Here is a 23,662-nt window from a genome sequence, read left to right as displayed (position 1 = left end):
CGCCCTGCCTTGAACAAACCACCGCGGCGGGTCAAAGTGGCCGCGTGCTCCTCGCCCCCGCGCTCGCCGCCGTGCTCCTCGCCGCAGCGGCCGCGCGCGGCCACGACTGCCCCAAGCCCGCCCTCCACCTCGGCCCGGTCGACGCGCCCCTGGCGATCTCCGCCTTCCTCGACCCGTTCGCGCCCACCACCTTCAGCCTGTGGCTCGACCTGCGGCGGCTCGTCGCCGATCACGAGGGGGCCGTCGGCGTGCGCGTCGTCCCGATCGGCACCAGCATGGTCGAGAGCCTGGGCGACACCCGGATCCTCCGCCTCCTGCTCGGGGCCGGCGCACGCGGGCGGCAGGAGGCCGCGCTGCGGGTGCTCGACCGCGACGGCCGCGATCGCCTCGCCGTCCGCCTCGGCGATCCCGCGGCTCGCGCCGTCCTCGCCGGCGAGCTCGGGCTGCGCCCCGAGGATCTCGCCGCGATCCTCGACGATCGCTGCCTCGACGTCGCCGTGCGCGCCGGCAAGGCCGAGCTCCAGCGCCTGCACCAGGCCGCGGGCGGCTACCTCGGCCGCCCGCCGATCTTCGCCGTCGGCCAGGCCGCGGCCTTCGAGGACGGTCCCGGCCTCGAGCGCGTGCGCGGCGAGCTCGCCCGCGAGACCCAGCGGATCCGCGGCAATCGCCCGCCCGTCCGCCCGCTGGTGGTCACGCGGCGGGGCGTCAGTCAGCGGCTCATGCGCCCGCCGGTCCAGGCGGGCATGCTCGTCGGTGGGGTCGGCCTCCCCCACCGCCTCGTCGTGTTCGCCGAGCACGACGAGCACCCCAATTTCTCGCTGCTCGCCCCGGTACTCGAGTTTCGCCGGCAAAACCCCGGCGTCCTGGCGGTGCAGGTCATCGCTCGTGGCACCAACGCCGGCGCCCGGCAGCTGCGGGTGCGCACCTGCGTGGCCGAGCGGCTGGGGCTGCAGCTCGAGTACCTGCGGATCCTCGCGCGCGAGGGCGAAGGCGCCCGGAGGGAGCCGCGGAGCGCCGCGGCGGCCAATTTCATCGCCCGACTCGACGAGGCGCCCGAAGCGCAGACCTGCGAGTCGGGCGAACCCGAGCTCGAGCGGGGGCCGGGAGGCATCACCGCCTTGCCCGAGGGGGTTTGGCTCGACGGCGCCGCGGTCGGCCAGAGCGATCTCGACGCGCTCGCCGCCAGGCTCGCAGGAGCCGACGCCGCCCAGCGCCCGCTCGATGCCGTATTCTCGGCGGCGGCGCCGGAGCCCTGAGGTCCGGCCGCGATGAGGTCCATGGCGATGGAGATCAAGCACTGGGCAGCGACCGATGTCGGGCGAAAGCGGTCGCACAACGAGGACAATTTCCTCATCGACAAGAACCTCAACCTCTTCATCGTCGCCGACGGCATGGGCGGCCACGCGTCCGGTGAAGTGGCGAGCGCGCTCGCGGTCCACACGATCCGCGACGTCGTCAGTCGGGAGCGCGACCTGCTGACGCGCATCGGCGACTTCGACGCGACCGCGCAGATGGAGCTCTGCACGCTGCTCGAGTACGCCGTTCACTCGGCCTCCGCGCGGATCTACCACAAGGCCCAGCAGGAGCCGGAGAAGCGCGGCATGGGCACCACCGTGGTCGCGCTGCTGATCATCGGACAGCGCGGCTTCATCGCCTACGTCGGCGACAGCCGGATCTACCTCAGCCGCAACGGCGTGGTCTATCCGCTGACCGAAGATCACTCGCTGATGAACGAGCTGATCCGCAGCGGCAAGGTCCGCGCCGACGAGTTCGCGGTCAGCCCGTACGCCAACTTCAAGAACGCGATGACGCGGGCCGTCGGCGTCTACGAGCACGTCGAGGTCGACATCCTCGACTTCGAGATCCTGCCGGGCGACGCGTTCCTGCTGTGCTCCGACGGCCTCTACGACTACCTCGACGACGCCGAGATCGCCAGCAACCTCGCGCTCACCAACATCGAGGACATCCCGGGCCGCTTCATCGACCTGGCCAACAGCCGCGGCGGCAAGGACAACGTCACCGCGCTGGCGGTGCAGGTCCGCGGCGACGCCACGCGCGTGGCCCAGCTGCAGTTCACCGTCGAGACCCTGCGCCGCGTCCAGCTGTTCGAGGGCCTCAGCTACCAGCAGCTGTGCAAGCTGATGAACATCTCGCGCGTCCAGGCCTGCCACAAGGGCGAGGTCCTCGCGCGCGAGGGCGAGGAGCCGAGCGACCTGTTCGTCGTGCTCGACGGGCGCGCCACCCTCTCGCGCGGCGGCAACCACCTCGTCACCGTCAACGCCGGCACCCTGCTGGGCGAGAACGACCTCGTCGGCACCGACACCGCGCGCATGACCCTCACCGTCGAGGCCAACGGCAAGCTGCTGCGGATCGGACGGCGTGATCTGCAGGAGCTGATGCGCCGCGATCACGCGCTCGCGTCGAAGCTGCTGTGGAGCCTCGCCACCGAGCTCGGGCGCCGCCTCGAGGACTCGCAGCTGCAGCTCGCCCGCGCTTTCGGCGACAACAGCGAGCGGACCATGGTCGTCGACGTCAGCGAGGCCGAGGCCGAGCCCGACGTCGGCGTCGACGTCGACGAGACCGAGTCGTTCGTCGAGACCAACCCGCGCGGCCTCGTGATCCCCAAGCTCACCAAGGCCGAGCCCGAGCTCGTCGAAGAGATCGAAGAGATCGAAGACGTGATGGATGACGGCGGCTGATCCACAAGAAGCCGCGCTCGTCGCCGCCGCGACCGAGGCCCGCGGGCGCGCCCGCTGCCCGTTCAGCGGCTTCGCCGTCGGCTGCGCCCTGCGCGACACCGGCGGCACGATCTGGACCGGCGCCAACGTCGAGAACGCCAGCTACACCCTCGGCCTGTGCGCCGAGCGGGTCGCGCTCTTCTACGCGCTCACCCACGGCGCCGCCGCGATCGAGGCCGTCGCCGTCGTCACCGGCGCCGACGTCCCGACCCCGCCGTGCGGCGCGTGCCGCCAGATCCTGTTCGAGTTCGCCGCCGACGCCGACCTCGTCCTCGTGACCGCGAGCGGCGCCCTGCTGCGCTCTCGGGTCCGCGATCTCTTGCCGCTGGCCTTCGACGCCAGCTTCCTCGCGCCGCGCGTGCCATGAGCTCCGAGCGCACGGAGGACACGCTGGCCGCGAGCACAGCGCTGCCGACGCGCGCCGCGACGCCGCCCGTCGACGACGAGGTCGCCACCATGCCGCCGTCGGAGGCGCCCGCGCCCGTGCCCCGGCTGACGCCGGCGACCAGCCGCCTGCCGCAGATCGAGCGCCACACCTACGTGATCGCCGGCCAGTTCGCGCAGGGCGGGATCGGCCGGATCTTGCGCGCGCACGACCCCAGCCTCGATCGCCCCGTCGCGCTCAAGGAGCTGCTGGTCCGCGGCCGGCCCGTCGACGAGGAGCGGTTCGTCCGCGAGGTCCTGCTGACGGCGCGCCTGCAGCACCCGGGCATCGTCCCGGTCTACGCCGCCGGTCGCTGGCCCACCGGCGAGCCGTTCTTCGCCATGAAGCTGGTCTCGGGCCGCTCGTTCGACAAGGTCATCGCCGAGGCCCGGACCCTCGCCGCGCGCCTGGCCCTGCTCCCGCACGTGCTGGCGATCGCCGAGACCGTCGCCTACGCGCACAGCCAGCGCATCATCCACCGCGACCTCAAGCCGCACAACGTGCTCGTCGGCGCCTTCGGCGAGACCGTCGTCATCGACTGGGGCCTCGCCAAGGAGCTCGACGTCGCCGACCTCGGCGCCGGCGAACCGACGCCCGTCACCCCGGGCAAGGACCTCACCTTCGTCGGCGCCGTCGTCGGCACGCCCGGCTACATGTCGCCCGAGCAGGCCGAGGGCGCCGAGGTCGACACCGGCACCGACGTCTACGCGCTCGGCGCGATCCTCTACCACGTCCTCTCCGGGCAGCTGCCGCACGACGCCGGCAACGCCATGGAGATGATCTACAAGACCGTCTACGAGTCACCTGTCCCTTTGTGCAGCCGCGAGCCGGGCGCGCCGGACGAGCTGGTGGCGATCGTCGACAAGGCGATGGCGCGCGACCGCCGGGCCCGCTACCCCAGCGCCAGGGAGTTCGCCGACGACCTGCGGCGGTTCCAGACCGGCCAGATCGTCGGCGCCCACCGCTACACCGCCTGGGAGCGGGTGCGGCGGTTCGTCCGGCGCCACCGCGCCCTGCTCGGCCTCGCCGCCGTCAGCGTCGCGCTGATCGTCGGCGTCACCGCGCTGAGCTTCCGCCAGGTCCGCGCGCAGCGCGACCTCGCCGAGAGCGCGCGCGACCTCGCCGAGGACGCCGAGCGCCGGGCCCAGGCCGCCCAGGTCGAGGCCGAGCGGCGCGCCGACAACCTGTCCTTCGAGCAAGCTCGCCTCGTCCTCGGCAGCGACCCGATCGAGGCCTTGCGATTGCTCGACAACCTCTCGCCCGCGGCCGACTGGCGGCGCGCCCGGCAGATCGCCGCCGACCTCGAGGCGCGCGGCCTGCCGCGGGTGCTCCGCGGTCACCGGGCGGCGATCAGCCGCGCCACCTTCTCGCCGACCGGCGACCTGCTGGCCACCACCAGCGACGACTGCACGCTGCGCGTCTGGGACATGTCCTCCTGGACATCTCGCGTCTTCCGCGGCCACACCAGCGACGTCTGGCGCGCCGCCTTCTCGCCCGACGGCCGCCGCGTCGCCTCGACCAGCCGTGACCACACCGTGCGCGTGTGGGACCTCGGCGGCGGCGAGCCGCAAGTGCTGCTCGGCCACACCGACGGCGTGCGCAACGTCGTCTTCAGCCCCGACGGACGCCGCCTCTACACCGCCGACGACGCGCTCGCGCTGCGCCGCTGGGACCTCGACACCGGCGTCAGCGAAATCATCGACCGCTGCTTCGCCAACTCGGTCCCGTGGACCGCGAAGCACATCGGCTGCATCGACATCGACAAGAACCAGGCCTACCTGCACGACCTCACCACCGGCGTCCGCACCGTCGTGCACCCCGGCGACGTCGTCCTCCAGCAGGCCGGCGGCGTCTCGCTCGACGGGCGGTGGTTCGCCAGCCCCGTCGCCGACGGCAGCGTGTGGCTGTACGACACCCGTGCCGGCGCCGGACGGCGGCTCACCTGGCCGCCGGCGCCCTCCGACGTTTGGCTCGGCTCGCTGCGCGAGATCCGTTTCTCGCCCGCCTCCGATCAGCTGATCGCCCCGGCCTCCACCACCTACCTGCGTCACTACGACCTCGTCCGCGATCGCGGCGTCTTGCTCGCCCCGCACGCCGGCTACATCCGCCGCGCCAGCTTCTCGCCGGACGGCACCAAGATCGCCTCGGTCGGCGGCGACGCCCGCGTCGGGATCTGGGACCTGGCGACCGCCACCTCCTATCCGCTGGCCGTGCCGGCGCACATGCTCGACGCCCAGTTCTCGCCCGACGGGCGCTGGATCGCCGCCGTCGGCAACGACCCGCGCGTGTTCGTGTGGCCGGCCACGGCCTTCGCCCGCGAGCAGTACGTCGCCCCCGAGCCGATCACGCGCGGCGCCGTCGTGATGGCGGCGGCCGCCGGCCGGGTGCTGCTCGGCGGCGCCGCGGCGCTGCACGTCGTCGACACCGCGGGCATGCGCTCGCTGGCCGCGATCCCGGTCGAGCGGCCGATCGAGCGCGTGCTCCTCAGCCACGACGGTCGCCACGGGCTCGTCCTCGACGACGGCGGCGAGCTGCTCGGGATGTCGCTGCCCGACGGCGTCGTGTCGCTGCGCACCACCGTCGGTGCGGGATGCGAGGGCCTGCGCGCCGGCGTCGATCCGTCGCGCCCGCGCTTCGCCCTCGGGTGTGAGGACGGACGGATCCTGCTCGTCGACCTCGCCGCGCACGAGCCGGTCCGCGAGCTCGAGCGGGTCGAGGGGACCCCGCCGACGCTGTTCTTCCCCGGCGAGTCTGCGCTCGTGATCGGCGGGCCGTACGGTCAGCTGTTCCGCCACGACGGCGACGCCGGCCTGCGCGAGCTCCTGCGCGTGCGGAACCGGGTCGCCGTGACCGTCGCCATCCCCGGCACGCGCGAGCTCGTGTTCGCGGCCGAGGATCACGTCGAGCACGTCGACCTCGACGGCCGTCGCCTCGGCGAGCTGCGCGGGCATCGCCTGCAGGTCGGCGAGGTCGACGTGTCCGGCGACGGCCGCTGGATCGTCACCGTCAGCCGCGACAACATCCTGCGCGTGTTCGACAGCGTCAGCCACGAGCTGCGCATCGAGCTCGCGCCGCCCGACCTCGTCGACCTCATGGTCGCGGTCTCGCGCGACGGCAGCCGGGTCGCCGTCGCCGTCACCGGCGGCGACATCCTGCTGTGGGACATCGGCGACGAGCCCGACCCGCTGGCCCCGCGCCGCGACTTCCGCCGCCTCCGCGGCCTCAAGCAGGTCGCCGCCCTCGCGCTCGAGGACGACGGCCGCAGCGTCGTCGCCGTCGGCGCCGACGGCCGCGTGCTCCGCTGGCGCGACACCCTCCCCACCGACGCCGAGGGCCTGCGCGCCTTCATCTCCGCCCGCGCCGACGCCGACGACCCGCCGAGAGCCGAGGTCGGCTGCGCGCCGCCCGAGTGACGGCGCTGGCGGTACATGCGCGAACGGACATGTCCCCGGGGGCATGCTCTCTTCGGCATGTCCTAAACGACCTGTCTGCCGGGGCATGCCCGCGAGGCACGCCGACGACGCCCGACGGGCTCAAACGAGTCACGTCGACAGGCTCGCGGCCTGTCGACATGACCGCACGGCGCTCACCCGCCGAGCCGCGTCAGCGTGGCCTGGAGGCGCTCGAGGTCCCCCTTCAGCTCGACCAGACGCGCTTCACCCCTGGCGATCACGTCCGCCGGAGCCTTGCCGCGGAAGCCCGGGTTCTGCAGCTTCGCCGTCAGGCCGTCGGCCTCCTTGCGCGCCTTCTCGAGGTCCTTCGACAGGCGGGCGCGCTCGGCCGCGAAGTCGACGAGACCGGCGAGCGGCAGGATGACCTCGGCCCCGCGCACCACCTCGGTCGCGGCCTCTTTGGGCGCGGCCTCGTGCGGCTCCATCAGGCGCAGCTGCTGCAGCTTGGCCAGGTGGACCACCAGCGGGTGCAGCCGCGCCACGCGGGCCCGGATCTCCGGGTCCTCGCTGCGCACCAGCACCTCGACGCGCTTGGCGGGCGGCAGCTTGAACTCGGCCTTGAGGCTGCGCGCCGCGGTGGTCAGCTCGACCAGCGCCGTCATGTCCTCGCGGGCGCGGAGCGTGCCCTCCTCGGCGAGGATCGCCCCGACGCGCTGCACCGGCCCGTCGAGCTCGAGCACCTTCTCGCCGTCGCGCGTGCGCGGGCGGGGGAACGGCGCCAGCATCAGGCTCGCCGGCGCGTCGGCCGGACGCGGCAGGCGCTGCCAGATCTCCTCGGTGATGAACGGGACGATCGGGTGCAGCACCCGCATCACCAGGTCGAACACCGTCGCCAGCGTGCCCTGCGTGGCCCGGCGATCGGCCGGCGGCGCGCCCTCGCGGAGGTTGCTCTTCGCCAGCTCGAGGTACCAGTCGCACAGCTCGTACCACACGAACTGGTAGACGGTGTGGGCCGCGAGGTCGAGGCGGTACTGCGAGAACAGGTCGTCGACGGCGATCGCGGTCTCGAGCGCGCGCGCGAGGATCCAGCGGTCGGCGATCGCCAGCGGGCCGACGTCGGCCTTCTCGATCACCTGCGCGCGGTAGGCCGCGAGCTCCTCGGGGCCGAAGTCCTCGAGGTTCATCAGCGCGAAGCGGGCCGCGTTCCACAGCTTGTTGCAGAAGTTGCGGTAGCCCTCGACGCGCGCGCGGCTGAAGACGATGCCCTGGTCCTGCCCGGCCATCGTCGACAGGTAGAAGCGCAGGCTGTCGGCGCCGTACTTCTCGATCAGCTCCATCGGGTCGACGACGTTGCCGCGCATCTTCGACATCTTCCGCCCGTCCTCGCCCAGCACCATGCTGTGCAAGAACACGGTGCGGAACGGCACGTCGCCGCCGAAGTACATGCCGAACATCATCATGCGGGCGACCCAGAAGAACAGGATGTCCCAGCCCGTCTCCATCAGCCCGGTCGGGTAGAAGCGCTGCAGGTCGGCGGACTTGTCGGGCCAGCCGAGGCAGGTCAGCGGCCACAGTCCCGACGAGAACCACGTGTCGAGCACGTCGTGGTCCTGCTCGATCGCCGTCGAGCCGCAGTGGGCGCACGCGGTCGGGTCCTCGCGACCGACGGTGATCTTGCCGCACGCGCTGCAGTGCCACGCGGGGATCCGGTGGCCCCACCACAGCTGCCGCGAGATGCACCAGTCGTGGATGTTCTCCATCCAGCGGAAGTAGTCGCCCTCGCGGTGCTCCGGCAGGATCTTGGTGCGGCCGCTGCGGACCGCCTCGATCGTCGGCTCGGCCAGCGGCTTGGTGCGCACGAACCACTGGTCGGACGGCAGCGGCTCGCAGACCACGCCGGTGCGCTGCGAGTAGCCGAGGTTCAGCTTGTGCGGCTCGACCTTGATCAGCGCGCCGGCCTCGGCGAGCGCGGCCACCACGGCCTCGCGCGCCTCGGCCACCGAGAGCCCGCGGAACCGCTCCGGCGCGTTCTCGTTGAGCTTGCCGCGCTTGTCGATGACGACCACGAGGTCGAGGTCGTGGCGCTTGCCGACCTCGAAGTCGTTGAAGTCGTGGGCCGGGGTGACCTTGACGGCACCTGTCCCGAAGTTCATGTCGACGAGGATCGGGTCGCCGACGATCGGCACCTTGCGGCCGGTCAGCGGCAGGATCACCCGCCGACCGATGAGGTGGCGGTAGCGCGGATCGTCGGGGTGGACCGCCACCGCGGTGTCGCCGAGCATCGTCTCGGGCCGGGTGGTCGCGACCACGAGGACGTCGTCCGAGCCCTCGACCGGATACGCGAGGTGCCACAGCGAGCCGTCGGACTCGCGGTGCTCGACCTCGAGGTCGCTGAGCGCGGTCTGGCTGGCCCAGTCCCAGTTGATCAGGCGGAAGGCGCGGTAGACCAGGCCGTCCTCGTAGAGGCGGACGAACGCCTCCCGCACCGCGCGCGACGACACCGGGTCGAGGGTGAAGCGGTAGCGCGACCAGTCGAGCGAGGCGCCGAGGGCCTCGTGCTGGCGGTCGATGATGCCGCCGTGCTCGCGGGTCCACTCCCACGCGCGGCGGATGAACTCCTCGCGCCCGACCTGCTCGCGGCTGGTGCCCTCCTTGACGAGCTGGCGCTCGACCATGACCTGCGTCGAGATCCCGGCGTGATCGGTGCCGGGCAGCCACAGCGCCGCCTCGCCGCACATCCGGCGCCAGCGGACCAGCGTGTCCTCGATGGTGGCCGTGAGCGCATGGCCCATGTGCAGCCGGCCGGTGACGTTCGGCGGCGGCAGCACGACCGTGTAGGTCGGCTGCTCGCCGGGCGCCGGCTGGAAGTACCCGGCGTCGCGCCACCACGAGTAGAGCCGCGACTCGACGGCCTGCGGCTCGTAGACACTGTTGAGCTTCTCCATGCTCCCTCCGGCCCCCATCGGGGCGGCATCTTCAGTCGCACTCATCCGGCCCATGGCGCCGAGACTCTGTCACGTCTCGGCGACTGCGCACCTGCGCCGCGGCGGGCCTGCACCGCGAACACGGCAAAGCCGCCACGCATCGATCTGGGAGCGATCCAGATCGCGCGAGGCGGCCATCCAACTTGAAACTCCGGGGGTGTCCCCGGGACGGCGCTCAGTGCCGGGCCTGTTGCCCGCGCGAGAGGATCTGCTCGGCCATGTCCGGGACGACCTCCCAGACGACCTGCTCGATCACGTCACGGCTGAGCGAGAGCAGCGCCTGCACCGCCTTGGGGTCGAGACCGGTGCCGGCCCCGCCGGCCGCCTGGAGGCGCTTGAGCATGCCGGCGGTCGGCGCATCGGCGGGAGCGAACGGGATGGGGGTCGCGATCGGGATCTTGCTGGCCATATCCTCTCCTGAGGCGAAAGCTGCCGGGAAATTCTTGTTGCCGCTGCTCGCAGGGGCCGCCGCGGGGCGTGCAGCTGCGGCTGCGGGGGTCGGCGCGGGCTTGGGCGCCGCGGCCGGGGGCGTGGTCGGAGCCGGGACCGGACGGGCGGCGGCCGGCGTCGGGGCGGCGGCCACGGGTGTGGGCGCCGGCGCGGGCCGAGCCGGGGCGGCCGCGGGCTGCGGCGCGGGCGCGGCCTTCGGGACCGACTTGCCGCTCGAGATCGACTTGCCCTGCGCGAGGGCGGTGACCTTCTCGAGCATCTCCTGGGTGTCGAAGGGCTTGGTCATCGCCCCGTTGGCGCCGCAGGCCTGGACCTGGGCCTCGTCGATACCGACCTGGTTCGAGACCAGGAGGAGCACCGGGATGTGCGCCGTGTCGGGGTCGGCGCGCACCGCCTTGACCACTTCGTACCCCGAGGGCTCGCCGGCGGCGAGCGCGGCGTCGACGATCAGCACGTCCGCTGGCATCTGCTTGGCGCGAGCGACCGCCTCGGAGCCCTTGCTCACCGCGACCACGTCATAGTCTTCGGCCGCGAAGGTGATCTTGATGGCGAGGCGCATGGTCTTGCTGTCGTCGATCGCGAGGATCTTGGTCGGCATCGAGGCTCCTTCGAGGGTCCAAGGGGTACCATGGAGCCTGTGAGCGGGTCAACGAATCCACGGTCGTCGGGCGCGAAGGGCCGCCAGGGCGCGGCCGCACCGCCTCCGCGGTCCAGCGAACAGACCTGGTGGGGCGCGCCCGTCCCGGCGATGACGGACCCGGTCCCCGGCGCGTCCGAGCTCGCTCAGGCGCTCGCGGGCGAGGCCGTGCTCCGCCACGTGGCCGGCCGCCGCGTCCTCGACCTCGGTCACGGCGCGCCGGAGATCACCCAGTGGGTCCGCCGCGTCGCCAGCACCGTCTCGGTCGCGCCGCTGGCCGAGCTCGACCAACACGGTGACGCGCTGCAGATTCCGGCAGCGGACACGACCTACGACGCCGTGTATTGCCTGCGCACGCTGCCGCACCTCGGCCGCGACGAGGAGAGCTCGCTGGCGCTGGTGCGCTCGCTGCTGCGAGAGGCTGTCCGCGTGACCGCGCCCGGCGGGCTGCTGCTGCTCGAGATCAACAACCCTCGCAGCCTCCGGGGGCTGGCCCACGGGATCCGCCACCCCATCACGATCGTCGCCGCCGGCGGCGTGCTCGTCGAGGGCGACCACCACGTCACCCGCTACGACTCGCTCGGCCGCCTGCTCAAGCTCGCCCCCCGCGAGCTGGAGCTGGTGCGCGTGTACGGCATCCGGGTGCTCGTGCCGATCTCCCGGATCCTCTCGTGGCCGCTGCTCGGCAGGGTCCTGGCGGCCGGAGAGTGGTGGGCCCGCGACAGCTTTCTGCGCCAGTTCGGCGCGCACTTGCTCGCCGTTCTGCGCAAGCCCGACCCGAACGCGGGCCGGATCGCGCATCCTTGAGGCTACCGGACGGGAGCGCGCGAGATACCCCCAAAGTCCTGTGCGAATCTGGATCCTTGCATCGGAGCCGAGTGTGATCGAATTTTGAATAGCGTTTACCTAGGAAGTGAAGCGGCCAGCCCCGGTGAGCCGCGTGTCACGCCGACAGACCCAGCAGCCTCCCCCGTCCGGCTGGCCTTCGGCCGCTCCACCGACGCGAACATGTCCCCCCACGCCCATCGCCCGCCTCCCCCACCACGCTCCGGTCGCGCGCGCCGGGGCCTGTCGTCTCTCGACTCGCTGCTCGTGGTCGCGATCGCGGCGATCCTCGCGACCCTGGCGGTGCGCGAGCATGCGGCGATCAAGCGACACGAGCGTCACACGGCGGCGGTGACGGTCATGGGCGAGCTGTTCAACGCCACCGCGGCCTACTACCACGAGCGGCGGCCGAGCTTCACCGACGACGGCGCCGAGGCCCCGCACCGCTGCCCCCACCCGCCGGGCGCGCCTGCGGGCGGTGAAACAGGTTTCACTCCCGGCCTCGACATCGTCTGCAGCGACGCCGCCGGCGGCGCCTGCACACCCGGCGCGAGCGACATCCCCGGCGCCTACCCGCTGGCGGCATGGACCACGCACCCGATGTGGATCGCGCTCGGGTTCGTGCAAACCACCCCGCACGCGCACCACTACAACCTGATCACGCGCAACAACAACCCCGACGACCACGGGGTGTGCCGCTTCACCGTGGTCGTCCGCGGCGACGACGAGGACGACCCCTGCAACGAGTTCCGCCGCGACGGCGTCGCCACCGCCGAGGGCGTGGTCGCGGGCCCGCTCCAGGCCTGCCCCGAGGCGCTGTCCCGCTGAGGTCTGCGCTGCCCCCAGGGACATGGTCTGGGGACCCTAGCCTTCGGGCCATGTCCGATAGACCAGAGTCCATCAGGCCCACCCCCAGAGGTTTGCGACGGACCTCCCGACGTGGACGCTCGTCCGTTGAGAGCTGCGCCCCGACCTGGCCCGAGAGCCAGAGCGGGGAGCCCGACCTCGCCTCGCCGGCGCCTCCGCTCGGATCGGCCGGCGCTCGTCGCGGTTCCGCGCTCGCTCCGGCTCGCGTCCCCCCGATCCGAGGCGCCGCCGCGATTCCGTGTCTGCGCCGCGACGCCTCACGCGCGCTTCACGGGCTCACGCCGCGATTTACGTCCCCCCAAGCCTCGCCGCCTCGCGTCTCCACGCCGCGATTCGCTCACCCGGCCGTGGCCTCGCGGCGTCCCGCCAGGCGCCGGGCCGCGGCCTCCGCCTCACCGTGTCACCGACACAAGCGCCTCGCCGGCCGTGCCCTCTGCCCGCTTCAGCGCCGCGCCGGCCGGCCCCCATGGCCTGCCCAAAAGGACAGGACCCGAAGACCATGGCCTTCGGGTCCTGTCCTTTGCAGCATGTCCGGAAAGACCTGTCCAATCGAGCAGGCGCTCAGGGCGTGCCCTTGATGACCTGCGCGCCGTCGGTGGCCGTGATCTTGCGGGTCTCGGTCTTGCCGTCGGGGTACTTCCACTTGATGGTGTGCGGCCCGGGGGCGACCATGACGACGACCGGGGTCGGCTTGGCCTGCTTCTGGTTGTCGACCCACACCGTGGCCGGCGGGCGGCCCGGGGCGCTGCCGATCTTGAGCTCGGCGGTCTTGGCCTTCGGCTTCGGCTTGTCCGGCTTCGGCTTGTCGGACGGCGGCTTGGGCGAGGTCGTCGTGTTGTTGTTGGCCGGCGGCGTGACCGTGTTGTTTTCCGGCGGCGGCGTCGGGCCCTTGGCCTTGACGAGCACGACCTCGGCGCTGTCGGACGCCTCGCCGCTGAAGCTCAGCGGCACCTCGCTCGGGTCGAACCCCGGCGCCTCGACCAGGACCTTGTAGGCGACGCCGGGCTTGCGCGACAGCTTGAAGCTCTCGCCGCCCTTGCCGACCGGCAGCGGCGCCGCGCCGGCCTCGAGCAGCTTGACGGTCGCCTCCGGCGGCTTGGTGTTGATCGTCAGCGTGACGTCGCGGACCTGCAGCTTGACCGGCAGCGTGAGCTGCTGGCCGGCGGAGATCGGGACATCCTGCTCGAACGGCAGGAAGCCCGCGTCCTGCGAGACCACCAGCTTGTGCGTCCCGGGGCCGAGGTTGGAGATCAGGCGCGGCGTGTTGCCCGGGTACTCGACGCCGTTGACGGTGACGCGGGCGTCGGCCGGCTTCACGTCGAGCTGGATCGTGCCGACCGTCGCCGCCGGCTGCGGCGGCGCGGCGGTGTCGGCGACCGCGACCGGATCGGTGGGCGGCGGCGTGGCCGGGTCGCCGCCCCGGACGAACATGACGACGACGACCAGCAGCAAGAGCGCGCCGACGCCGGCCGCCGCGTAGAGGGCGATCGGCGGCGGGCGCTTGCCGGCCTCGGTGTCCTCGACCTCGACCTCGGCCGTGACCGCGTGCGTCTGCGCCTGCGCGACCGGACGCGGGCCCGTGACCGACGGCGAGATCGGCGCCGGCGCACGGCTCATGCTCGACGAGGGCGGCGGGCTGTGCGTCGCGCCCGGAGGCGGCGCCGGCATCGCCTGCGACGGCCCCTGCGCCACCGAGGCGGCCAGGATCACGGCCGCGGCGCTCGGCGGGATCTGGACCGTCGGCGAGCCCTCGTCGGCGTCGGAGTCGATCTGACCGGCCTGCGGCGGCGGCTCGGGCCGCAGCGGCCCCTCGTTCTCCGGCCGCTTGGCCTTGGGCCCGCCGACCGGATCGTCGAACAGCTTGGTCTCGAGCTCGTCGTCGTCCCAGTCGAGGTCGGACGCGGGCGCGGCCGGAGCCTTGGCGGCCGCAGGCGGCGCCGCGACGGGGCGCGGCGGGGCTGCGCCGGCCTTCGCGGGCTGCGGCGGGGCGCCGCCGGGCACGATCGTCGATTTGAGCGGATCCTTCGGGCCGCCCATGCCGGGCGGCAGCGTCGGCACGCTCCCGGTCGCCGGCGTGCCCGGCTTGAGCGTCGACGGCCGGTTCGACGGCGACATCAACATCGTCTTCGACCGCTTGCGCGCGGCGGCCAGTTGGTCCTCGCTCGGCTGCAGCGGGTCGGCGTCCTTGGCCTCGGCTCTCGGCGCGGCGGGTCGGCCGGCGGCCGGGGCCGCGGCGGGCCTCGCAGCGGCTTGCGGCGGCACCGTCTTGTTGCCCGGCGGGCGCGGCGGCGGGGCCTTGCGCGGCGGGGCTCCGGGCGGCGCGGGCCGCTGCCCCGGGGCCGGCGGAGCCTTGCCGGAACCCTTCTCGAGCTCGATCTCTCGCGCGTACTGCTTGCGCATCCACGTCGCAAGGTCCTTGCGGCTGTAGAACATGCCGTGCGCGAACATGAAGGCCTGGAGGTCGTCGTGGAGCTCCATGGCCGTCTGGTAGCGGGTCTCGGGCTCGCCCGAGAGCGCCTTCATGATGATGTTCTCGAGGTCCTTCGGGATCTCCGGGTTCTTCGAGCTCGGGGCCGGGACGTCGACGGTGCGCACCATCTCGAGGGTGGCGAAGTCGGTCTCGCCCTGGAACAGGCGGTTGCCGACCAGCACCTCGTAGAGCACCACGCCGAGCGAGAACACGTCGCTGCGGCGGTCGAGCGGCATGCCGCGGACCTGCTCCGGGGACATGTAGCCGAACTTGCCCTTGAGGATGCCGGCCTGCGTGCGCGAGACCCTGCCGGCCGCCTTGGCCACGCCGAAGTCGATCAGCTTCACCTCGCCCTCGTAGGACACGAGGATGTTGGGCGGGCTGACGTCGCGGTGGACGATGTTGAGGTGGCGGCCGTGCTTGTCGCGCTTGTTGTGGGCGTAGTCGAGGCCCTCGCAGACCTTCATCACCACGAAGCAGGCCTGCGCGAGCGGCATCGGCTTGCCCTGCTGCTGGCAGCGGGTGAAGATGTTGCGGAGGTCCTTGCCGGCGACGTACTCGAGCGCGATGTAGAAGCTGTCGCCCTGCTGGCCGAGGTTGTAGATCTGGGCGATGTTCCCGTGCTGGAGCTGGCCGGCGATCTTGGCCTCGTCCTTGAACATCGTGATGAATTCGTCATCCTCGGCGATGTGCGGCAGGATCCGCTTCACGGCGACGATCCGTTCAAAGCCCTCGACGCCCTGCTCGACGGCCTTGTACACCTCCGCCATGCCGCCCACGCTGATGCGCTCCATCAGCTTGTAGGGGCCAAATTGGGTGATCTGATTCAACGCGAACTCCGGCCCGTGCACGCGAGGAAGCAGGGCCCCGCCATGTGACCCCGGGCGCGAGCGAAAGTCAATCGGCCGGCGCCGGCGGCCCCGCGCGCGCCTTGGCGGCGGCAAGCGTCACGGTCTGGGCCAGCGCTGGAGAGCGACCTCCGGGGACCCGAGCGACGGCTCGCCGCGGCGCCGGCCACCACCGGGTGACCTCGCCACCTCACGGGCGCCTCGCAGGTCGCGCGCCGTCCTCGCCGGGCGAAGGTGAGCCGCGCGCCCCTGACAGTGCTCGCCGGACCTGTTACCTTCGCCGGCGAGACCGATGCGGCCCATCGCCGACGACCCCACGACGGTCGCGGGCATCACCCGCGCCGAAGGCTCGCAGTCCGTCAGCCCGGCCGCCGCCGACGCTGTCGCGGCGACCCCCTCGACGGCTCACGTGTCGCCCGGCGAGGCGCTCGCGGCGGCGGTCGCTGCCGGTGAACTCGATCCGGCCGTCGCGGCGGAACGGCTGGTCGCGGCGACCGTCGCGGCCCAGCGCCCGGCCCGCGTCAGCCCCGAGGTGTGGTCTGCCGTGGAACGTGAGGTCTCGGCGCTGCTCGCCGACGACCCGGCGCTGGCCGATCTCTTGGCGCCGATTTAGTGCCGACCGCGGGGGTTTTGCCGCTCATCCGGCGCCGTCGCGGGCGCCCGCGGGCGTCGGGCCGACGAGGGACATGTCCCCGGGGCCAGGCGACATGTCCCGAAGGACATGGTGGCCGCGACCGCGACGGGTCAGGGCTCGAGCAGCGCGCGCACCTGCGGCGACACGAAGTGCGCCTCGGTGTCGAAGCCCTTCAGCGAGTTGGCGAGCACCTCCAGGCGCTCGGCAGGCTTGAGGCGCTTGTCCATGATGACCCGCCACTCGCCGCGGACCTTGCACAAGCCGCCGCTGCCCTGCGACAGGCCAGTCATCGCCTCGTAACAGACCCGGACCCCGAGGTTGCTCGCCAGCTGCTCGAGCTCGCCGAGCTGCTTTTGCACGTCGCCCGCCACCGGCCGTCACCTTAGCGCCGGACGCCCGCGCTTGAGAAGACCCCGGCCGCGCGGCCTCCGGGCTACTTGCCGGCGACCGGAGACAGCGGGTAGTGCGTGCAGACCGCCGACTTCAGCGCGCCCGACACCGCGGCGCCGAAGTTCAGCGCGCCCGACGCGACCTCGTCGATGTCGAACACCGCCCCGCCGGTGGCCGCCGGGATCGCCTGCTGCCCGCGGTACGGCGTGAACAGCCCGGCGCGCACGTCGAGGCACTCGCACTGCCCGCCGACCTTGGCGGCGAAGCTGAACAGCCGCACCTCGGCCGCGCGCAGGGCCGCGACGGTGTCGCGGTAGCCGTGCTGCACGCGCTGGCCGCTCTGCACCGCGGGCGCCTCGCCGAAGTCGTCGTCGGTGGCGTGGACCACCGCGCGCAGCGTGGCGGACGGATCGCGCCAGGCGAACTGGGTCGCGGCGGCGTGGAGCGCGTCGAGGGTGTTCTCCGGCCAGTCGAGGTTGGCCGCGTTCGCGCCGATCTCGCGGTTGCTGGCGGTGAACTGCTGCCACTTCGCCAGCTCCTGCTGCAGCGCCACCAGGTCGGCGAACGGCTGGCCGCCGTTCGTGACCATGACGTCGTCGACGAACACGACCAGGCCGTAGCGGGCGTCGAGGTTGTGGGCGCGCACGGCGGCGTCGACCGCGGCGATCTCGCGGCCGATCTTGCCGAGCATGAAGTTCATGGTGGTCGAGACATCGACCGCGAACACGACGTCGATCTGCTGCTTGCGCACGATCGCCGGGTCGGCGCACGAGGCCTCGACCACCGCCGCCGCCAGGCCGTCGCGCTCGCCCCGCGTCGCGTTCGCCCCGAGCGACGCGTGCGAGCTCGGGCCGCCGAGGGCTGCTCCCGGGACCATGTTCGGAGGGACATGTCCTTCGACACCTGGGGTTTGGGGCATGCTGCTGTCGAGCACCACGCCGCCGATCACCCCGCCGATCACGCCTCCCTCCACGCCGCCTTCGACGCCGCCGACCACGCCTCCCTCCACGCCGCCTTCGACGCCGCCGACCATGCCCGTCCCGGCGCCGCCGAACACCCCGCCGACCACGCCTGTCCCGCCGCCGCCTTCGTCGCCGAGGCCGCCAGGGCCGCCGAGGTCGCCGATCGCGCCGCCCTGGAGGGCTCCTCGAGGTTGATCCCGCAGCAGCTCACGCACGGCCAAGGACTCGTCGATGCTGCTCCCGCGCGTCCCGAGCAGGCCGACGAACGCGCTGTCGTCCTCCGCGACGAAGGCGCCGATCGCGTTGCCGTCGCCGTTCAGCGCGCTCATCATCGCGTATTCGCCGACGTCGAGCCGGTCCGGCCCGCGCTTGCCGCGGCGCGCCTTCTTGCCCCGGCGCGGCGCCAGGGTCGGCGCCTCCTCGGCGCGTCCCGGCGCCACGTCCACCACCTCGACCAGGCCCTCCTGTGCGAGCGGGATCGCCGTCGGTCCGCTCGCCACCCGGTCGAAGCCGGGCTCGGCGGGCGCGGGCGGCGGCGGCGGTGGCGGCGGCAGGTGCGCGACGAACAGCTCGCGGGCGCGGATCACCTCGACGGGCTCGGCCGTGGGCGCGTAGATCACCCGCATCAGCGGCGAGTCGTCGTCGGCTGTCGGCTCGCCGCGCAGCTTGAGCACGTTCTCGACCTTCTCGATCCGCCACAGCAGCGCCACCATGCCGACCAGCGCCGCGCCCGTGACGATTTGCCGGGCCAGGTCGCGGGCGTGGAAGCGGGCCGACCACGGCAGGCGCTCGCGCGTGACCCGCTGGATGTCGAGGGCGATGTCCGGGTGGGCCGCCACGCGCAGCGAGGCCCGGTCGCCGGGGGACAGGGTCACCCTGCCCTCCGCCGCCTGCGTGCGCTCGCCGACGTGGACCTCGCCGACGAGGCCGGCGGGGATGACGAGGGTCGCGCCGTCGGTCAGCAGCGTGCGCTCGCCGAGGCCGGGGAGCACGAGATCGCAGTCCTTGCGCTCGCCGAGGGCGACCGGGGTCGCGTCGTCGGCCGCGATCTGGGCCACCGTGCGTCCGAGGAAAAAGAGGCGGATCCCCCAGCCACAGGGCTCCCCGGGCGCGGCGCTGGCCTTCGGCATGGCCCCGAGAACGTAGCCTTCCGGCGCGAGATTCACCAGCGCCGGGCCGGGGACGGGCGTCGGGGCCGGTCCGCGCTTGTGAGCTACGCCGCGCACGCGCGCGGGTCGGCGCACCGGGGGGGCCCGTGGTAGAAACCGCGGGCTGTGTTTGAGACGATCTCGAAGGGTTTTCGCGCGGCGCGGGAGCGCCTGACCGGCAAGGGCGAGCTGACGGACGACGTCGTGGCGGCGGCGCTCAAGGACGTCCGCCTGAGCCTCCTGGAGGCCGACGTCGAGTTCAACGTCGTCAAGCGCTTCCTGCAGTCCGTCAAGGAGAAGGCGCTCGGCGAGAAGGTCACGCTGGTGGCCAAGAAGCAGGGCGAGACGATGCGGGTCCGGCCGGAGGACCACTTCGTCAAGATCTGCCACGACGAGCTCATCGCCTTGATGGGGCCGGTCGACACCTCGCTGAACCGGGCGCGCAAGGGCTGCACGGGCATCATGATGGTCGGCCTGCAGGGCTCCGGTAAGACCACCACCGCCGGCAAGCTCGCGCGCAAGCTGCAGAAGGCCGGCTACAAGGTCATGCTGGTCGCGGCCGACGTCTACCGGCCGGCGGCGGTCCACCAGCTCAAGGTGCTCGGGCAGAAGATCGGCGTGCCGGTGTTCTCGGTCGACGGCGCCAACCCGGTCGACATCTGCGCCGACGCGACCGACCACGCGGCGGCCGAGGGGCTCGACTTCGTCATCTACGACACCGCGGGTCGCCTGACGATCGACGAGCCGCTGATGAAGGAGCTCGACGACATCAAGGCGCGGGTCCAGCCGGCCAACATCTTCCTCGTCATCGACGCGATGATCGGCCAGGACGCGGTCACCACCGCCAAGACCTTCGACGAGCGGCTCGACGTCACCGGCGTGATCCTCACCAAGCTCGACGGCGACGCCCGCGGCGGCGCGGCGCTGTCGGTCAAGGCGGTCACCGGCAAGCCGATCAAGTTCCTCGGCATCGGCGAGTCGCTCGACAAGCTCGACGAGTTCCGGCCCGAGGGCCTGGCCAGCCGGATCCTCGGCATGGGCGACATCGTCGGCCTGATGAACGACTTCACCGAGGTCGTCGACGAGGAGCAGGCGATGAAGGACGCCGAGAAGATGCTCTCGGGATCCTTCACGATGGATGACTTCCTGAGCCAGATCAAGACGATCCAGTCGATGGGCAGCATGAAGGACATCCTCGAGAAGATGCCGCTCGGGCAGATGTTCGGCGCCAACATCCCGCCCGAGGCGCTCGAGAAGGCCGCCGACGACAAGGAGCTCGTGCGCGTCGAGGCGATGATCCGCTCGATGACGAAGGAGGAGCGGAAGAACCCCGAGGTCTTCCTCGACGACGACGGCAACAGCGGCCGCGGCAGCCGGCGGCAGAAGCGGTCGATCCACAAGAGCGCCAAGGAGAAGGACCCCAACGACCTGCGCCCGGAGGACTTCGTCGCCGCCCGGATCACCCGCGTGGCCCGCGGCTCCGGCCGCACCGAGGACGACGTCCGCGGCCTCGTCAGCCGCTTCATGACCATGCGCGGCATGTTCGGCATGCTCGGCGACATGTTCGGCGGCCTCATCCCGGGCATGCCCGCCAAGCCGCAGGGCATGATGGACAAGGTCCCGGGCATGAAGATGCTCAAGCAGATGAACGCGATGCGGAAGATGCTGTCCGACCCGAACGCGCTCGGCTCGCTGATGAACAGCCTGGGCGGCGGCGGAATGCCCGGCATGGGCGGCCTGCCCGGCATGGGCGGCTTCCCCGGCATGGGCGGCTTCCCCGGCCTCGGCGGGCAGCAGCAGAGCGGCGGCGGCCAGGCCCCGCGCTCGCCGTCAAGGGTCGACTACAAGAGCCTCGCCGACAAGCGCCGCGCCGAGAAGCTGGCCCGCCGCAAGAACCGCGACAAGAAGTGAGCTGCCCGAACGGGCAGGTCGTTTCGAGCATGGCGCCTGGGACATGGCGCCATGCTCATGTCGTGAGGGACATGTCGCTTCGACCGGGTGGCTCGAGGTGAGGGCCGTGACGCTTGGACCGTCAGCTCGGCGAGCTCGCCGGACCGCTCAGTTCGCGCCGCGGACGCCCGGCTCCTCGTCGTCGGCGGTGATCGGCCGGGAGATCCGGTACGCCTCGCCGAGCCAGTTGCCGAGGTCGATCGTCTTGCAGCGCTGCGAGCAGAACGGCCGGTACGCGAAGTCGTCGGGCACCTCCTGCTCTTTGTGACAGATCGGGCAGCGGATCTTCATGACCCTGCCGACGCTAGCACGCCCACACGCCGACGCCACCAGCGCCGGGCCTCGCGCGCGCGTGGCAGCTCGCGCGCGCCTCGCCGCGCGTCGGCGTCGGTCACGTGCCGGGCCCGGCCGCAGCGGCCGATCTCGCCGCACGTCAGCGGGCGCACCGCCCTGCCCTGCCCCTCGCCTGCGAGTTCTGGGCCCGCCGGTGAGATCACGACCGCCGGTGAACCCGTCGGCCATCGCTCTCGCGTCGCTCATAGTTCCGGAGCATGTTGGGGCGAGTCTTGCTCGGCCTGTCGCTCGTCGGCTCGCCGACCATGACGGCGGCCAAGGGATCCGAGAGCGTGCGACCGACCAGGGCCCATGGGCCTTCGCTGTCGACGCGGACCGCGAACGACCCGCCTCCCGTCGCCGCCGGCTCGGCGGCCGCGCGACCGGCCCGCCCTCCCCTGCCGGCCCGCGCCCGCGTCCGCCGCAGCGCCGCCCTCCTGGCGCTCTCGCTGCCGCTCCTCGCCACCGGTTCGGCGCTGGTGGTGCTGCGCACACGCAGCTTCGATCGTCAGGTCGGCAGCTGCGCGATCGGGCCGACAGAGCCGCTGTGCAGCGAGCCTGCGATCGTCGCGCACGCCCATTACGCGGCCGCGGGCGCGGGGCTCGTCGGCTCCGGTCTCGGCCTGATCGCCGCCGGCGTCACCGCGGCCGTGCCGGTGCGGCGCCGGGTGTGGCTCGCGCAGGCGATCGTCGGCGGAGTGACGCTCACGCTCGGGGCCGCGTGGCTGGCCGCCGAGAGCGCCGCCTACCCGCGCAGCGACGCCGACGACTACGCGACCCGCGTCGGGCCGTGGTTCGATCGACGCGCCGTCGCGGCGTCGCTGCTCGGGGCCGGACTCGGGCTGGCGCTCGGCGCCGGCGTGGGTCTGTTGCCGCCGTCGCGCGGCGCCCGGCGCCCGGCCTCGCGGCCGACGCTGAGCCCGCTCGGCTTCGGCGTGGTCGGCCACTTCTGAGCGCCCGCGGCCTCGGCCTCGCCGACCGACCCAACGACAAGAGGAGGCCGGGCCTCCTCTTGCGCTTTCAGGACAGGTCCCGAAGGACCTGCTCTCGCGGACAGCTCACTGCGCCGGGCGATCGGCGCCGGCGTAGTCGGTCTCGCCGTCGGTCGCCGGGCGCGGGTCGCCGTTGAAGTCGGTGGCGGGGTCGCCATCCTTCCACACGGCGAGCGTGGCGATCGGCGTGTCGGCCTTGGCCTTGTACACGCCCCCGACCTGGCCCTCGAACCATACCATCGCGTCGGCCATGGTGGCGGCGAGGTTGGTGTCGCCGTCGGTCTTGCCCTCGTCGATGGCGGAGTTCTCGAACGTCGCCGTCGCGCAGTCGATCGACGGGGCGACGAAGGCGATGATGACCGAGTTGCGGACCGTGGCCGCGCCGGCGTCGGGCATGCACAGGAGCGAGCGCGCGCCGACCTCGGACAGGTTGTTGACGACCGTCGAGTAGACCAGGTTGAGCTCGTGGCTCTGGCCGGTGAGCAGGCCGCCGTAGTTGGCCTCGGCGTTCGCGCCGTTGTTGGAGATGTAGCTGTTGACGACCGCCGTCGCGCCGGCGCCGAACGCCGACAGGCCGCCCGAGGTGTTCTTGTAGAACACGGTGCGGTTGAAGTGCGCGGTGCAGTCGGTGCCGACGTAGCCCTGGCGGTTGAGGCTGAAGTTCAGGTCGGTGCCCTGGACCTGCGAGCCCGTGCAGGTGAGGCCGGTGTCGTCGGCGTTGCTCGAGAAGTTGAGCTTGCCGAGCAGGACCTTCGACGACGGGTTGATCTGCAGCGTCGGCCCGGTGTTCGAGCGGATCTTGGCGATGCCGCCGTCGCCGACGATCGCCAGGTTGCTCGCCTCCGGCACGACCAGCGACGGGTGGATGTAGTTGCCGGTCTTGACCTTGATGGTCCAGCCGAGCGACGGGTCGTTCATCGCCACCTTGTCGAGCGCCTGCGGGATCTGGCAAAACGGCGCCTCCTTGGTGCCGTCGCCGATGTCGCACTGGGCGGCGCCGTCGACGTGGACGACGTAGTCGAGCGCGAAGCAGGCGCCCGTCTCGGTGTTGCAGGCGCTGTCCGGGCAGTCGTCGTGCTCGACGCAGCCGACGCACTCGTTGGTGGCCGCGTCGCACACGGGCGTCGCGTCGGTGCAGAGGCCCTGGTTCTCCGGCGTACACACCACGCAGGCGCCCGAGTCCGGGTCGCACACCGGCGTGGCGGCGTCGACCTCGGCGCAGGTGGCGTCCGGGTCCGGCGTGCCGTCGCAGCCGACGCAGGCCTGCTCGATGCAGAACGGCTTGTCGGGGTCGGTGCAGTCGCCGTCGCCGGCGCAGCCCATGTTCCCGGTGGTCGGCCCGGTGGTCGACGTGCTCGTGGTGGTGGTCGACGTCTCGGGCTCCGTCGTCGGCGTGACCGTGGTCGACGTCGTCGTCGTCACCTCGGGGGACGTCGAGGTCGACGTGTCGGTCGTCTCGCTGTCGGTCTCGGTCCCGCTCTCGGTCTCCCCGGGGGTGTAGGTCGGCGGACAGCCGGCGACCAGCGGCGCGCAGGCCAAGATTGCGACGGTCCAGTACTGTCGGGTCATCGGTAACTCCTAGTGCACAAGGGGATCGCGGCCAGGATGCACCGGGCCA

The 23,662-nt window shown here is 72.4% G+C and carries 16 protein-coding genes; 9 read left to right on the top strand and 7 right to left on the bottom strand.

Features of this window, described 5'->3' with window-relative positions:
- Nucleotides 1-44 precede the first annotated feature (44 nt).
- The 4 genes from NAEX_RS44875 to NAEX_RS44860 are packed head-to-tail and all read left to right on the top strand — an operon-like array spanning nucleotide 45 to nucleotide 6,575.
- Complete coding sequence (locus NAEX_RS44875) at nucleotides 45-1,256, top strand: thioredoxin domain-containing protein (RefSeq protein WP_096334075.1); 1,212 nt, start codon at nucleotides 45-47, stop codon at nucleotides 1,254-1,256.
- A 21-nt stretch (nucleotides 1,257-1,277) separates the two neighbouring features.
- Nucleotides 1,278-2,699, top strand: a complete 1,422-nt coding sequence (locus NAEX_RS44870) for a protein phosphatase 2C domain-containing protein (protein WP_170136570.1) — start codon at nucleotides 1,278-1,280, stop codon at nucleotides 2,697-2,699.
- Entirely contained in the window at nucleotides 2,686-3,105 is a 420-nt protein-coding gene (cdd, locus tag NAEX_RS44865) for a cytidine deaminase (protein WP_096334073.1), read from the top strand. Before NAEX_RS44870 ends, cdd begins: the two co-directional genes overlap by 14 nt.
- Nucleotides 3,102-6,575, top strand: coding sequence for a WD40 repeat domain-containing serine/threonine-protein kinase (locus tag NAEX_RS44860; RefSeq protein ID WP_096334072.1), 3,474 nt, complete (start codon nucleotides 3,102-3,104; stop codon nucleotides 6,573-6,575). The genes cdd and NAEX_RS44860 overlap by 4 nt, the downstream gene beginning before the upstream one ends.
- 173 nt (nucleotides 6,576-6,748) lie before the next feature.
- Here the strand turns inward: NAEX_RS44860 and NAEX_RS44855 are convergent, their stop codons facing one another.
- A complete protein-coding gene (locus NAEX_RS44855) occupies nucleotides 6,749-9,499 on the bottom strand; it encodes a valine--tRNA ligase (RefSeq protein ID WP_170136569.1) in 2,751 nt (916 codons plus the stop codon).
- A gap of 214 nt (nucleotides 9,500-9,713) precedes the next feature.
- Nucleotides 9,714-10,586, bottom strand: a complete 873-nt coding sequence (locus NAEX_RS44850) for a response regulator transcription factor (protein ID WP_096334070.1) — start codon at nucleotides 10,584-10,586, stop codon at nucleotides 9,714-9,716.
- 150 nt (nucleotides 10,587-10,736) lie between these two features.
- Between NAEX_RS44850 and NAEX_RS44845 the strand changes: the two genes are divergently transcribed.
- Nucleotides 10,737-11,432 carry a class I SAM-dependent methyltransferase gene (locus NAEX_RS44845; RefSeq protein WP_170136568.1) on the top strand — a complete coding sequence of 232 codons (696 nt, stop codon included), beginning with the start codon at nucleotides 10,737-10,739 and terminating at the stop codon, nucleotides 11,430-11,432.
- A 285-nt stretch (nucleotides 11,433-11,717) separates the two neighbouring features.
- Entirely contained in the window at nucleotides 11,718-12,278 is a 561-nt protein-coding gene (locus NAEX_RS44840) for a hypothetical protein (protein ID WP_096334068.1), read from the top strand.
- A 600-nt stretch (nucleotides 12,279-12,878) separates the two neighbouring features.
- Here the strand turns inward: NAEX_RS44840 and NAEX_RS49180 are convergent.
- Complete coding sequence (locus NAEX_RS49180; protein ID WP_143140195.1) at nucleotides 12,879-15,617, bottom strand: serine/threonine-protein kinase; 2,739 nt, start codon at nucleotides 15,615-15,617, stop codon at nucleotides 12,879-12,881.
- 310 nt (nucleotides 15,618-15,927) lie between these two features.
- Between NAEX_RS49180 and NAEX_RS44830 the strand changes: the two genes are divergently transcribed.
- Nucleotides 15,928-16,248 carry a hypothetical protein gene (locus NAEX_RS44830; RefSeq protein WP_096334067.1) on the top strand — a complete coding sequence of 107 codons (321 nt, stop codon included), beginning with the start codon at nucleotides 15,928-15,930 and terminating at the stop codon, nucleotides 16,246-16,248.
- A 131-nt stretch (nucleotides 16,249-16,379) separates the two neighbouring features.
- On the opposite strand, the gene NAEX_RS44825 is transcribed toward NAEX_RS44830, so the two are convergent.
- Entirely contained in the window at nucleotides 16,380-16,640 is a 261-nt protein-coding gene (locus NAEX_RS44825) for a hypothetical protein (protein ID WP_096334066.1), read from the bottom strand.
- Nucleotides 16,641-16,702: 62 nt separating this feature from the next.
- On the bottom strand, nucleotides 16,703-18,751 hold the full coding sequence (locus NAEX_RS49175; RefSeq protein WP_143140196.1) for a vWA domain-containing protein: 2,049 nt from the start codon (nucleotides 18,749-18,751) through the stop codon (nucleotides 16,703-16,705).
- Between the two features lie 144 nt (nucleotides 18,752-18,895).
- Between NAEX_RS49175 and NAEX_RS44815 the strand changes: the two genes are divergently transcribed.
- Nucleotides 18,896-20,680, top strand: coding sequence for a signal recognition particle protein (locus NAEX_RS44815; RefSeq protein WP_096334065.1), 1,785 nt, complete (start codon nucleotides 18,896-18,898; stop codon nucleotides 20,678-20,680).
- A 147-nt stretch (nucleotides 20,681-20,827) separates the two neighbouring features.
- On the opposite strand, the gene NAEX_RS44810 is transcribed toward NAEX_RS44815, so the two are convergent.
- Nucleotides 20,828-21,010 carry a DNA gyrase inhibitor YacG gene (locus NAEX_RS44810; protein ID WP_096334064.1) on the bottom strand — a complete coding sequence of 61 codons (183 nt, stop codon included), beginning with the start codon at nucleotides 21,008-21,010 and terminating at the stop codon, nucleotides 20,828-20,830.
- Between the two features lie 260 nt (nucleotides 21,011-21,270).
- On the opposite strand from NAEX_RS44810, the gene NAEX_RS44805 reads away from it, so the two are divergent.
- Nucleotides 21,271-22,005, top strand: coding sequence for a hypothetical protein (locus NAEX_RS44805; RefSeq protein WP_143140197.1), 735 nt, complete (start codon nucleotides 21,271-21,273; stop codon nucleotides 22,003-22,005).
- Nucleotides 22,006-22,110: 105 nt separating this feature from the next.
- Here the strand turns inward: NAEX_RS44805 and NAEX_RS44800 are convergent, their stop codons facing one another.
- Nucleotides 22,111-23,613: a hypothetical protein gene (locus NAEX_RS44800; RefSeq protein WP_143140198.1), complete on the bottom strand. Its 1,503-nt coding sequence runs from the start codon at nucleotides 23,611-23,613 to the stop codon at nucleotides 22,111-22,113.
- Nucleotides 23,614-23,662 lie beyond the last annotated feature (49 nt).

This window comes from Nannocystis exedens (assembly GCF_002343915.1).
GTDB lineage: Bacteria > Myxococcota_A > Polyangia > Nannocystales > Nannocystaceae > Nannocystis > Nannocystis exedens.
The sequence above is the reverse complement of the archived record's forward strand: the minus strand, read 5'-3'. Positions and strand labels throughout refer to the sequence as shown.